Annotated in this window: 12 protein-coding genes; 7 read left to right on the forward strand and 5 right to left on the reverse strand. The window is 55.7% G+C overall.

From position 1 onward, the window contains the following. Positions 1 to 39 precede the first annotated feature (39 nt). Complete coding sequence (locus Q3H59_RS23815) at positions 40 to 924, reverse strand: alpha/beta hydrolase (protein ID WP_309837669.1); 885 nt, start codon at positions 922 to 924, stop codon at positions 40 to 42. A gap of 85 nt (positions 925 to 1,009) precedes the next feature. Between Q3H59_RS23815 and Q3H59_RS23820 the strand changes: the two genes are divergently transcribed. Beyond that, the gene (locus Q3H59_RS23820; protein ID WP_110866970.1) at positions 1,010 to 1,366 is read left to right on the forward strand and encodes a MerR family transcriptional regulator; all 357 of its coding nucleotides are present in this window, start codon (positions 1,010 to 1,012) and stop codon (positions 1,364 to 1,366) included. A gap of 88 nt (positions 1,367 to 1,454) precedes the next feature. Next, positions 1,455 to 2,570 (forward strand): metallophosphoesterase, encoded by a 1,116-nt coding sequence (locus Q3H59_RS23825; protein WP_280173312.1) that lies wholly within the window; start codon positions 1,455 to 1,457, stop codon positions 2,568 to 2,570. A 5-nt stretch (positions 2,571 to 2,575) separates the two neighbouring features. Here Q3H59_RS23825 and Q3H59_RS23830 read toward each other — a convergent pair whose 3' ends face one another. Continuing rightward, a complete protein-coding gene (locus tag Q3H59_RS23830; protein ID WP_280173311.1) occupies positions 2,576 to 3,199 on the reverse strand; it encodes a TetR/AcrR family transcriptional regulator in 624 nt (207 codons plus the stop codon). Between the two features lie 137 nt (positions 3,200 to 3,336). Between Q3H59_RS23830 and Q3H59_RS23835 the strand changes: the two genes are divergently transcribed. Next, on the forward strand, positions 3,337 to 4,560 hold the full coding sequence (locus Q3H59_RS23835) for an MFS transporter (protein ID WP_280173077.1): 1,224 nt from the start codon (positions 3,337 to 3,339) through the stop codon (positions 4,558 to 4,560). Here the strand turns inward: Q3H59_RS23835 and Q3H59_RS23840 are convergent. Further along, positions 4,532 to 5,173: an HD domain-containing protein gene (locus Q3H59_RS23840; RefSeq protein WP_277975312.1), complete on the reverse strand. Its 642-nt coding sequence runs from the start codon at positions 5,171 to 5,173 to the stop codon at positions 4,532 to 4,534. The genes Q3H59_RS23835 and Q3H59_RS23840 overlap by 29 nt on opposite strands. Before the next feature lie 113 nt (positions 5,174 to 5,286). Here Q3H59_RS23840 and Q3H59_RS23845 point away from each other — a divergent pair, with 113 nt between their 5' ends. Further along, on the forward strand, positions 5,287 to 6,252 hold the full coding sequence (locus tag Q3H59_RS23845; protein WP_101761415.1) for a GlxA family transcriptional regulator: 966 nt from the start codon (positions 5,287 to 5,289) through the stop codon (positions 6,250 to 6,252). A 74-nt stretch (positions 6,253 to 6,326) separates the two neighbouring features. Here the strand turns inward: Q3H59_RS23845 and Q3H59_RS23850 are convergent, their stop codons facing one another. After that, on the reverse strand, positions 6,327 to 7,163 hold the full coding sequence (locus Q3H59_RS23850) for an alpha/beta hydrolase (protein ID WP_309837673.1): 837 nt from the start codon (positions 7,161 to 7,163) through the stop codon (positions 6,327 to 6,329). Positions 7,164 to 7,271: 108 nt separating this feature from the next. On the opposite strand from Q3H59_RS23850, the gene Q3H59_RS23855 reads away from it, so the two are divergent. Next, the gene (locus tag Q3H59_RS23855; RefSeq protein WP_277975311.1) at positions 7,272 to 8,270 is read left to right on the forward strand and encodes a GlxA family transcriptional regulator; all 999 of its coding nucleotides are present in this window, start codon (positions 7,272 to 7,274) and stop codon (positions 8,268 to 8,270) included. A gap of 79 nt (positions 8,271 to 8,349) precedes the next feature. Next, positions 8,350 to 9,567 carry an MFS transporter gene (locus Q3H59_RS23860; RefSeq protein WP_101761412.1) on the forward strand — a complete coding sequence of 406 codons (1,218 nt, stop codon included), beginning with the start codon at positions 8,350 to 8,352 and terminating at the stop codon, positions 9,565 to 9,567. Between the two features lie 11 nt (positions 9,568 to 9,578). Here Q3H59_RS23860 and Q3H59_RS23865 read toward each other — a convergent pair whose 3' ends face one another. Next, complete coding sequence (locus tag Q3H59_RS23865; RefSeq protein ID WP_309837676.1) at positions 9,579 to 11,519, reverse strand: methyl-accepting chemotaxis protein; 1,941 nt, start codon at positions 11,517 to 11,519, stop codon at positions 9,579 to 9,581. Between the two features lie 270 nt (positions 11,520 to 11,789). Between Q3H59_RS23865 and Q3H59_RS23870 the strand changes: the two genes are divergently transcribed. Then, positions 11,790 to 12,899 carry a Fic family protein gene (locus tag Q3H59_RS23870; protein ID WP_280173072.1) on the forward strand — a complete coding sequence of 370 codons (1,110 nt, stop codon included), beginning with the start codon at positions 11,790 to 11,792 and terminating at the stop codon, positions 12,897 to 12,899. The last annotated feature ends 28 nt before the right edge of the window (positions 12,900 to 12,927 follow it).

The following is a 12,927-nucleotide window of genomic DNA, read 5'->3' on the forward strand; positions in this document are numbered from 1 at the left end:
CGCGGGATAAGGGCCGCCGAAGATGGCGGCCCTGAGACTTTATAAAGCTGAAGCAAAAGTTGCCAGTGTTCGATTAAAACGCGCAGGTTCTTCGATAAATGGCGCATGGCCAGAATCGGCAAACATCTGTGTCTGAATGCGCGAATTGATACGCTTTACTCTGGCGAGAGATGCAGCAGGGTTCACCAATGCATCATGCTCACCGTAGATGAACAGCAGCGGCACACGCACATTTTTTACTCCTTTTTCTAATGCAATGGTCATGGTGGGCACCGCTCTTTGCATGGGCCACGCAGCCAGCGCGGCGTTGGCCAGCAGGCGTTCAAAGGTGGTGCGGTCCGGTTGCTGGTAAAAACACAGCTGCAGAAAGGCCCGCTCGCCATCCAGATGTGTTTTCAAATCACTTGCCGTCATTGCGCCATATACGTCATGCGCCGGAATCAACGTGGGATTGAGCTCTACCACGCCGTCGACGTAGATAGCGCCACTGATATTACCGTCACCATAGGCCGCCAGATAGTTGGTGATCACCGCCCCGCCCAATGACCATCCGACTAATAACGGCTTATTTGCATGGCTTTGATTAATTACTGCACGGAGATCGTCGGCCCAGCGTTTCCCATCGCGGTAAGCTGATTCTTGTTCAGGCTTGTCGGATAAACCGTGACCACGCATATCGAATGTAATCAGCCGATAGCGTTGCTGTAACTGCGCATCACTGATCTGTTTTTCCCAGTTTAAGTGGCTGCCAAGCAAACCATGAATAAACACAATAGGTAAACCATCAGGATTACCTGATTCCTGTACTGCCAGCTTCACGCCATCTGGCGCGGTAATGGTGTATTGCTTCTCAGCGGCAAACAGCGTGGCAGAAAAGAGCATGAGAACGACGCTAAACAGTGTGCGTTTAAAAAGTAACAGCATAAAAATCTCCTTAAATGAATGATTCCCGGCTATCCTGAACCCTGACACTTATGTCAGAGTCAAGCCGCTTTATGGGGAGTCACTTATGCAGTTATCAATTGGAGAGCTGGCAAGAGAGACAGGCGTGAGCGTGCGCGCCATTCGTCATTACGATCGCCATCATCTGCTAACTTCAACACGTGCCTGCAATGGATACCGTTTTTTCCCGCCACAGGCGATAACCCAGGTGCGCCAGATTCAACGGCTCATCAATACCGGTTTCAGCATTGCCGAAATCTGCTCTTTTCCGGATTGTATGCGCATGATCGAAGGGGCAGCATTTTGCCCGGAAACTCAGGCTGTGCAATATAAGCGACTGGCGGATATTGAACGCCAAATTAGTGAACTCGAATCTCGTCGGGCATTGCTGATGGCCACGCTGGCTGAAGGCATCACTCGATGATGCGGTTTTATCAACAGGGCGGTCAGTAATGTTCTTTGCGGATAAATTTTTGCGCTAAATCAGCGCTCTTAGACCAGGGAAGTGAATGATGTTCCATCTGATTTTCAGCATACCCAGCTGGTATGTGATCGCCCGATTTTTGTTCCCGTTAGCCATGCCCTTGCTGTTAAAAATCATCCTTTCTCTGCTGGTGTTGCTGGCTTCGCAATATCTGCTGGTGAGCCGTTTTACCTCTGGCAGCATGTTTTCGCCGGAAATGCCGCGCGCCATCGTCATCCTGTTCAACTGGGGTTTCAGCGCCGTTTTATTCCTCGCGCTGACGCAGTTTGTGATTGATATAGTGGCGCTGGTTTCACTGTTGTTCCGCCATCCGTTCGAAATCGTGCCCGCGGTGCGTTATGTGGCGGCGGCGTTTGCCTTGATTCTTGCCACGGTTGGCGTTTATCAGGCTATCCGCGTTCCGCCCATCAAAGATGTGACCATTGAGATCGACAACCTTCCGCGCGAATTCGAAGGCTATCAACTGTTGCAGTTAACGGACATGCACATCACCAAACTTTTTAATGAGAAATGGACGCGCGCGCTGGTGCAAAAAGCCATGACGCTGGACGTTGACTTGATTCTGGTCACCGGCGATGTGATTGACGGCACGCTGCAGAACCGTCGTGCGGACGTCGAACCGCTGCGCGGATTACACGCCCGCGATGGCGTTTTCGCCATCACCGGCAATCACGAATATTTCTTTGAGCAGGAGCGCTGGACCGCACATCTGGCGTCGCTAGGTCTGGAGCCGTTACTCAATCGCCATACGGTGATTAAGCGCGATAACGCCGAGCTGGTGATCGCCGGCATGCCGGATACGTCAGCAGCACGACGTGGCGCAGTTGGCCCCGATTTGGAACTAGCGCTGGCCGGTGCGCCGGAAAACGCTCCGGTGATCTTGCTCGACCACCAGCCGCGCAACGCCCGGCAAAATGCGCTGAAAAAAATCGATTTGCAGCTGTCCGGCCACACGCACGGCGGGCTAATTATTGGCTTTGATCGCCTGTTTGCCAAACCCAACGCGGGCTTCGTGTCGGGTTTGTATCAGGTCGACGGCATGCAGCTCTACGTCAACAATGGTACCGCGCTCTGGCCTGGCATGGCGGTGCGTTTGGGCCGCCCCTCAGAGTTGACCCGCATTACGCTGCAGCGTAAACCGTGACGCCCTTAAGATTGTGGGATTGCCCGCGAGGCATCCCACAATCTCATCATCTGCGCGATTCCGCGCTCAACCTCGTGGAGAGGAACGTCATCGCGCGCCAGGGTTGAGATCCCCAGCATAAAACTGTTGAAGCTGACCGCCAGCGAAAGCGTCTCCTCCTCATCCCGCAACTCACCGCTGCCAATCCCTCTTTCAACGCAATGCTTTATCCCTTCACGGGTGCGCATGCGCGATGCTTCAAGCGGTTTAAGCACGTGGCGATTTTCCTCAGAACAGGAAGACATCACGCTTAGCGCAACCATGCATCCACGCGGATGCGCAGGATCGTACTGCATTCTGGCGGAGTTGAGCAGCGCGGTTTCCAGCGCCTGCCGAGCGGGCACGCGGGTATCCCACAAAGCTTCCGTGACCTGAGCATGGGTTTGCAAATAACAGTTCACGGCTTCAGCAAAGAGTGCCTCTTTCGATCCAAACGCGGCGTAGAAGCTTGGCGCGGTGATGCCTTTGCCTATCGAGGCTTTGAGCTGCGTCAGCGAGGTTGATTCATAGCCGTTTTGCCAGAAAAGGTGCATCGCTTTGATCACCGCTTCATCCCGGTCAAATTGTCTTGGTCTGCCTGTTCTCATCATCACATCCTCCGCCATTTATACTAATCGATACAGAATTCATTGACAACGCACAGCTTGCCTCCGCAATATAAATACCGATCGATACATATATCCATGGCGCTTCGCGGCGCTGTTGCAAATCAAGAGCAGGCTAAATAATGAATTCAACGTTTAAGCACGAAGAAGCCCAACGGCTGCCAATCCTGGCGCTTTTGGCGCTCGCAATGGCAGGTTTTATCTGCATCCTGACTGAAACCATACCCGCCGGATTGCTGCCACAAATCAGTCAGGGGCTTAATATTTCCCCCTCGCTGGCCGGTCAATGGGTTACCGCCTATGCAGCCGGTTCGCTACTGGCCGCGATTCCGCTCACATTGCTGACCCGAAGCTGGTCGCGCCGGGTTGTGCTGCTGAGCACAGTGTGTGGATTTCTGCTATTTAACACTCTTACCGCCGTCTCTTCTGACGTTGTCATCATCTTAATAGCGCGATTTTTTGCTGGTGCGTCAGCCGGTTTGGCGTGGAGTCTGATTGCGAGCTATGCGCGAAGAATGGTGGTTCCATCGCTGCAGGGACGCGCATTGGCGCTCGCCATGGTGGGCACGCCCATCGCTCTTTCACTCGGTGTTCCGGCAGGCACATGGATGGGTTCGTTGCTGGGATGGCGTCTGACATTTGCCGCCATGTCGGGTCTCTCTCTCATTCTTATCGGCTGGATTTTGCTGGCCGTGCCGAACTATCCCGGCCAATCTGCTACGCAAAAAATGCCGCTCGGCGCAGTGTTACGCCTCCCCGGCGTAGGTGCCGTGCTGGGTGTGGTGCTGACCTGGATGCTGGCGCATAACATTCTCTATACCTACATTGCACCGTTCCTTGCTTCAGCCGGTCTGGCGCATCGCGTGGATGTGGTGCTGCTGATCTTTGGTATGGCGGCATTGGGGGGAATATTCATCACCGGTAAGATCATTGATACGCATCTGCGCAAAGCGGTGCTGCTGTCACTCTCCATCTTTGCTGCGGTGTCGGTGATTTTTGGTCTGAGTACGCCAACACCCGCCGTGATCTATGCGGGCATAGCCGTTTGGGGACTCACCTTCGGCGGTGCCGCGACGCTGCTGCAAACGGCTCTGGCAGATGCCGCCGGCGAATATGCCGATGTCGCGCTCTCCATGAATGTCGTCACCTGGAACAGCGCTATCGCCCTCGGCGGTTTGACCGGCGGAATGTTGCTGGAACATGTCGGCTCCCAATCTTTTCCGTGGGCGATTCTGCTATTGCTGTTGGTCGCGTTGGGAATTGCGCTGCGTGCTAAGCAGGGTTTCCCGGCTGCGAACAGCCGGGCGAAAACCTCACTCAGCCCGGCCAGCGAGACTGACGGATAACGCGACAGAAATTGAGCGGTGAGAAATCCGGCTCTTTATCCTTAATCACATCACCTTTTACATTGCCAAAGGTGGTATCCGGTTTATGCCGGATGCCATCGTAAAAGGCCTGAATGATCGCCTCCTTGAACGCCGCCGGGCGCGGATAGTTCGCCGTCACGGCGACAATCTCCTCTTCCGCGAACTTTTCATAACCGATGCCCAGCACGTCCATCTCCACGCCAACGGTAACCAGCGCTATTTCTGGTGCCATAAACTCCGGGATTCCCGGCGTGGTGTGCAGTGCAATCGCGGTCCACACTTTGTCGATATCGCTGCTGGCGATGCCGTAGCCCTGCAAAAATGCCCGCGCGGCATTGGCGCTATCTACTTCAAAACGCTTATCGCAGCTGCAGTGTTCGTGCGTCAGGCCGATGTCATGGAACATGCAGCCGATATACAGCAGCTCGCGATCGACGTTAACTCCACGCTGCTGCCCCGCTAGCGCGCCCCAGTAAAAGACGCGGCTGGAGTGGTTAAACAGCAACTCTGATTCGGTATCGCGCACAAACTCTGTCGCTTCACGGGCCATTTTGCTGTCCGGGATGCGGATGCCGGTAATGTTCACGCTCATTTTTTCTCTCCTGTTGGTTGTCTTTTTCAACCATAGAGCGCAGGCTAAAAGTCTTAAAGCACCCAATACAGACGATTAAAGACATTGTGATGTTTTGCGACATGAGGAAATGAATGCGTCATGAAATAGCGATTCTGGCGGTGCCGGGCGTGCAGTTACTCGACGTTTCCGGCCCGCTGGATGTGTTTGCCGAAGCCAACCGTCTGCTGCAGCGCCAGATTTACACGCCACGCATTATCGCGGTTGAGGGCGGTGAGATTCACGCATCATCCGGCGTGCGGCTGAGCGCCGATATGCAGCTGGCTGAAACGCAGAACTATGCGCCGCACACCTTTCTGATCGCCGGCGCGCCGGGCATAGAAAATTTTGCTGCCGATGACAACCTGCTGCATGCGCTGAGCGGTTTATGCCAGCGCAGCCAGCGTTTCGGCTCGGTGTGCAGCGGCGCGTTGCTGCTGGCGCGCACCGGATTGCTGGCCGGAAAACGCGTCACCACGCACTGGGAAAGCGCCGCTTTGCTGGCTTCACGCTATCCGGAGATCACCGTAGATGCCGATGCGTTGTGCGTTGCAGATGGGCGAGTGCGTACCGCCGCGGGGGTCACGTCTGGGCTGGATCTGGCGCTGCGCCTGGTGGAAGAGGATCTTGGGCGTGAAGTCGCGATTGAGATTGCCGCGCATTTGGTGATGTTTTTCCGTCGTCCGGTCAATCAGACGCATTTTATGCGCAGCGACAGCGCGTCGTTGAGCGGCCGTTCGGCGTTGCAGGAGTTACAGCGTTGGGTGATTTCGCATCTGGCGGAAGTTAAAACCGTGGTGATGATGGCCGAACATATGGCGATCAGTGAAAGGCATCTGACGCGATTGTTCCGCAATGAATTGGGGATGACGCCGGGACAATGGCTGGAGCGCGAGCGCGTGGCGAAAGCAAAACAGCTGCTGGAACAAAAATCGCTGCCCGCTAAAACGCTGGCATTGCAGTGCGGATTTTCCGGCGCTGACGTGATGCGGCGGGCGTTCAGCCGGGTGACAGGCATTACACCCGCCGCTTACCGCAAAATGACGGAAAATAACGAATAAAATATTGAATATTTCGTAGCTGCGCGATTTATCGCGCAAATAATTGCGCCGCTACGATTCGTGAACTCAGTAATTTACGCTTTCGCAAACGCCAACAAATCAGGATTAATCTGCTCAGGATGCGTCGCGAACATACCGTGCGACAAGCCTGGGTAGGTTTTCAGCGTGCCCTGTTTCAGCAGCTTAATCGCCTTATGCGCCGAATCATTAATCGGCACCACCTGATCGTCTTCCCCATGCAGCACCAATACTGGCACGGTGATCGCTTTTAAATCTTCGGTAAAATCGGTTTCCGAGAACGCACCGATACAGTCGTACTGCGCCTTAGCGCCGCCCGCCATGCCCTGACGCCACCAGTTATCGATCAAGCCTTGGCTCACTTTCGCACCCGGACGGTTAAAGCCGTAGAACGGCCCCGCTGGCACATCGATAAAGAACTGCGCGCGGTTAGCGGTTAGCGCCGAGCGGAAACCGTCAAACACTTCTTTTGGCAAACCTTCAGGATTGGCGGCGGTTTGCAACATGATTGGTGGCACGGCGCCCATCAACACTGCTTTCGCCACGCGACCTTTTTCGGCATGCGCCACATAACGCGCCACTTCGCCGCCACCGGTAGAGTGACCGATATGGATGGCATTGCGCAGGTCCAGCGCTTTGGCCAGTTCTGCCACGTCAGCGGCGTATGTGGTCATATCATTGCCGCTAGCGGTTTGGTCGGAACGTCCGTGGCCGCGACGGTCGTGGGCGATAACGCGATAACCTTGTGCCAGGAAGAACAACATTTGGTTATCCCAGTCATCGGCGCTTAACGGCCAGCCGTGATGAAACACTACCGGTTGGGCGTTTTTTGGGCCCCAGTCTTTGTAAAAGATTTTGGAGCCGTCTTGGGTGGTGATGATGCCGTTGCTCATGAGTAAGTCCTCTGTATGTGATTGTCTGCGTTCGATGGGCTTATTGTTATGGAAAGCGGCAGCGGCTAATATTGTCAAATATGACGCATTAAGGGCCGTAACTGACAAATGATAAAAACTGACGAAAGCAGCGTTGTCGCGGAGATTGGCTTGGTGATCTATCCCGATTGCCAACTCGCGGCGATATATGGCTTAACCGATATGTTCAGGATTGCTGCGGAATGGGCCGAGAATATATCGGGTGAAGAGCGCAAGCGGACGATTCGTGTCTCACATTGGCAGATTGATGCGCACAGCGATCACATGGTTTGCGTCTGGGATAGCCATCCCGATACAGCACATCGCCTGAGCCACGTGATTGCGCCGCCAAGTCTGGTGGTGCCAGCGAAAATGGTGCCAATGAAGGTACCCGCCGACTGGATGAGTGAGCTTTATGACGCAGGCGTAACGCTCTGTTCGGTGTGCGCCGGTGCCTTTGTGCTGGCCGAAACCGGACTAATCGATCACCGTCGCGCCACCACGCACTGGGCCTTTGCGCAGACGCTGTCGGAGCGTTTTCCTGCGGTAGACGTCGCGGTGGAAAATATGGTGATTGACGATGGCGACATTATTACCGCCGGTGGGATTTTGGCGTGGACCGATTTGGGTTTAACGCTGATCGAAAAAGTGCTCGGCACCGGCACCATGCTGGCGACCTCACGCTTTTTACTGATCGACCCGCCGCGACGCGAGCAAAGCACCTATTCGGCATTTATCCCCAATTTCGATCACGGCGATAGCCAGATTCTGCGCGCGCAGCATCATCTTCATGCCCATGTTGCCGAGCATCACAGCATTGAGAGCATGTCGGCGCTGGCAAGCATGACGCCACGTACTTTTCTGCGCCATTTCCAGAAAGCGACCGGCCTGCGGCCAACGGATTATTTGCAGCAGGTACGCATTATGAAAGCGCGCGACGCGCTGGAGCTGAGTAATCGTTCGGTCGATCAGATCGCCTGGGAGATCGGCTACAGCGACCCTTCCGCTTTCCGCAAAATTTTCCGCAAGCTCACCGGCGTCACGCCCGGCCAGTATCGGCAGCGGTTTGGTACCCGGCAACATAATTAACGCCCATCACGGCAGGAAAATTGCCGTTTTCCTGCCATGATTACGTTCGTCCCGTTCCGATTACTTGCTAAGGATTCCTATGCCACTGCGTTCGCTTCAGGCTCTGTGTCTGGTTAACTTTTTTATGGCTGACGTACGAGATGGTCTTGGGCCTTTTCTCGGCATATTTCTGACAGAACGCCACTGGAATGCAGGAGATATTGGCTGGGTGATGACCGCCGGTGGCCTTGCAGGTCTGGTTGCCACCCTGCCGGCGGGTTTAGCCACAGACGCTACTCGCCATAAACGATCGTTGCTGCTCATCGGTTCACTCCTGATCACCCTATCCACCTTGCTGCTGTGGTATTTCCATCAGGGATGGATCGTGGTTTTATCGCAGATTGTGACTGGCCTTTCCGCCGCGCTCATCGCGCCGATGTTGACGGGTATTACCCTTGGCCTGGCCGGTCCGCAAGGATTCAGCCATCAAATGGGGAGAAATGAAGCCTTCAACCACGGCGGAAATATGACAGCCGCCATTATTGCGGGGGCTTCAGTGTGGTTGTGGGGCACGGGTGCGGTGTTTGTACTCATGACGACGATGGCGCTGTGCGCAGGTGCAGCCGTGCTGGCTATTCGCCATAACGACATCGATAACCTTGCCGCGCGCGGGCTTTCTGGCAGCGAATCGGCCAGCAACGTCCCGCGTCTTTATCAGATTGCCCGTAATCCTGCCGTCATTATTACGGGAGTTACGCTGTTACTCTTCCATCTTGGCAATGCCGCGCTGTTACCTATGCTGAGCCTGCGGGTGGCGGCAGCGCACAACGCAGCCATCAGCCCTGGACTTTATGCTGCCGCCACGGTGGTTATTTCACAATGTGTGATGATTCCCATGGCGCTGTATGCTGCACGTCACGCACCGCGTTTTGGCTACCCCGTGCTGATCACGGCGGCGCTGCTGGTGCTGCCATTACGTGCGTTGATTGCCTCCGCTTTTGACGGCGCTTATTTCATGATTCCGGTACAGATTCTGGATGGCGTAGCGGCGGGTCTGCTGGGCGTGGCGGTGCCGGGTTATATCGTGAAGGTGCTTGAGGGCAGTGGACATACCAATGCGGGTCAGGGTTTTATCATGCTCATGCAGGGCGTCGGCGCGGCAATGAGTCCCGCGTTAGCGGGAAACATTGCCGCAGCCTATTCCTATCGCAGTGCGTTTGCCGTGCTGGGCGCGATCGCCCTGGCGGCGCTGATCACCTGGTGGATAGGCAGCCGTTATTCAGAGAAAAACGGCGTGCCACGCTCAGCGCGTTCTTAGCTAAGGCTCAATTAACTCAGCTGGAAACGCCCAACGGTGTTCGCCAGCTGCGAGGCCTGATCTTCCAGCGAACTGGCGGCGGCAGACATCTCTTGCACCAGCGCGGCGTTCTGCTGCGTGGTGCTGTCCATCTCGTTCACCGCGATGGTCACCTGACTGATGCCGCGCGCCTGCTCATCGGAAGCGATCACGATTTCACCGATAATGGTGCGCACCGAATTCACCGCCTGCGTCATCTCCTGCATGGTCTTGCCCGCATCCTGCACCAGCTTCACGCCGCTGCCGACGCGCTGCGTGGATTCTTCAATCAGCGCGCCGATATCTTTCACCGCATTGGCGCTGCGTTGGGCCAGATTACGGACTTCCGACGCCACCACGGCAAAGCCGCGTCCTTGTTCTCCGGCACGCGCCGCTTCTACTGCGGCGTTCAGCGCCAGAATATTGGTCTGGAAGGCGATGCTATTGATGATGGCGGTGATGTCGCCAATTTTCTTCGCGCTGTCGTCAATTTGCGCCATGGTTTGCACCACTTCGCCCACCAGCGTTTCACCACGGCTGGCAATGTGCGTGGCGTTGTCGGTGAGCGTTGTCGCCTGATGCGCGTTGGTGGCGTTGTGTTTCACCGTAGCAGTGATCTGCTCCATGCTGGCGGCCGTTTGCTCCAGCGCGGCAGCTTGCTGCTCGGTACGCGAGGCGAGATTGAGGTTGCCGCTGGCGATTTCACCCGCGCCCTGACGCACCGACGAACTGGCATCCTGAATCTGTCCCACGATATCGCGCAGCTGGTTTTGCATGGTATGCAGCGCATAGAACAAGCTGCTGTTATCGCGCCCTTTCAACGTGATGACGTTATCGAGTTTGCCATCGGCGACGGCCAGCGCGATGGTCGCGGCTTCCAGCGGTTCGCCACCAATCGGCTTCAGCACTTTGCGACTGAACAGCATGCCAAGCAGCGTACACACCACCAGAATACTGATGATCATCAGGATCACTGCGTTAATCAGTTGACGATGCGCCGCCGCCATCACCTGGCTGACCGGCGCAACCACGCCGAGATACCATTTCTGATCGCTGTTACCAATCACCACCGGCTGCCATGTCACCAGCGCATCTTCACCCAGCAACGCATCATGATGTTCCATCACGCTGCTGCTGAAGTTATGGGTATCACCTTTCCACGGCTTGCTGGTCTGGCTTTTATCCGGATAAGAGACCACATTACCCGCGCTGGAGAGCAGCATCGCATAGCCGCTGCCATCCCACGGTTTGATTTTGTTGACCTTCTCCTGCAGCGACGCCAGCGAAATATCGGACGTCACCACGCCCCACAGTTTGCCCTGGCTCACAATCGGCGCCGCTACCGAAGTCAGCAGCGTCGGCACGCCGTTGTAGGCGTAGCTGTAAGGCTCAATCAGCATATCTTTCTGACTTTTTTGCGGCAGCAGATAGTAATCGCCCTGACCTGGCGTGAAGATCGAGGTCAGCGGATGCAGGTTAAAATTGCCGGTTTGATCGCGATCGACGAAGAAGGCGTAGCGACCTTTCGGTGCCGCATTGGCTTGGGTGGCGAACTCCGCGTCACGTCCGTCGAAGGCGTTCTCTTCGAAGATCACCGAGATCGACAGGTAATCGGGATTATCGCGCAGCGCCGATTCCATCAGCTTATCAGCAACTTTACGGTCCTGAATGCCCGCCGCTGGCAATGCGATCAAGCTGTGGCCGAGGTTATGCGCCACATCGCGCGCGTAGCTAAGTTCATGCTGAATTTGCAGCGCCTGGCTTTGTGCAATCTGCTGCAGATAGCTTTCGGCCAGTGACTTTTGTTCGTTACTGGATTGCCAGCTCAGCACGCCGATGGTTACGGCAAAGCCGAGTGTGATGGTTAAGGCGCCCGTCAGCAGCATCTGCGTGCGGGTGCTCATTGTTTTCTTAGGTGATGCGTGTTTGGCCATTATGGCGCTCCTGGAGTTGACACTTTTCGGTATTCAGAACCACTCCCTGTGCGCGTGCATCCCTTTGAACACTCTATCGGCGCGCGTCGGTAGAACTTGATGGCAAGGTACCAAACTCCGGTGGATTGCCATTGATGGTCACCGACATCAGGTCAGCGCCAGATGCCTGCCTGCTCTACTGGTCAATGAGCCGATTACAGACTATTATTCAGCTCACCATATGAGCCGAATAGCCGTTCTATTCAGCTCATGCGATTCAGGAGTGACTTTATGATGTGGATTTGGCAGCAGCCCGATTGGCCGCAGTTTCGCTGGCAGGATGAGAAATTACTGCCGCGCCTGCGCCAATTGCAGCAGCAGCGCGGCGTCTTGCTGGGCCGCGCCAGCGTGCAAGATAACAGCGATCAACAAACGCTGGATACGCTGCTCAGCAATATCCTCTCTTCCTCAGCGATTGAAGATGAGCGCGTCAACGCGCAGTCGGTACGATCGTCCCTTGCCCGCCGTTTAGGTGTTTCGCTCGATCAGCCTTACCCGGTTTCCGAACGTTCCGAAGGTTTGGCAACCATGATGATGGATGCCATCACGCAACGCGATCAGGAACTCACGTTGGCGCGTTTATGCCAGTGGCATCGCTGGTTATTCCCCGCAAGCGAATGGACCATCAAGCGACTGAATGTCGGCACGCTGCGCGGCGATGAACCGATGCAGGTCGTTTCGGGGCGTATCGATCGGCCAACGGTACATTTCGAAGCGCCGCCGCGCGCCGGGCTGGAGGCACAGCTTGAAGAATTTATCGCGTGGTTTAATCACAGCCGCGCGGATCCGCTGCTCGACCCGCTGTTGCGCGCCGCGCTGTGCCATCTGTGGTTCGTTACGCTGCACCCGTTTGATGACGGTAATGGACGCATCACCCGCGCCCTGACCGATTTGGCGCTGGCGCAGGCGGATAGCCAGAGCATCCGCTTGTATGCCATGTCCGCATCGATTCTGGCGCAACGTGCCGATTATTACCGCATCCTGCAGCAGACGCAGCGCGGCGCCATGGACGTCACCGATTGGCTGCTGTGGTTTTGTGATGTGCTGAATGACAGCCTTGAGCGCGCGCTGGAAACCGTCACGCGCACGCAAAATAAAGCGCGCTTCTGGTTAATGCACAATGCTGCTGAGCTAAGTGCGGAGCAAACCCGCGTGCTGAATCGCTTACTGGATGGCGGTGAACAGGGATTTAACGCAGGCATCAGCGCAGGTCAGTATCAGAAAGTAGCGAAAGTGAGTAAAGCCACGGCGACGCGACATCTGACAGAACTGCTGGCGAAAGGTTGTCTGGAGAAATTACCCGGCGGCGGGCGCAGCACGCGCTACCAGATTAAACATTGATGAGTAACCAGGTGCGCATCAATGCGCA

The sequence above is a fragment of the Pantoea sp. SORGH_AS_0659 genome, assembly GCF_031453915.1.
GTDB lineage: Bacteria > Pseudomonadota > Gammaproteobacteria > Enterobacterales > Enterobacteriaceae > Pantoea > Pantoea leporis.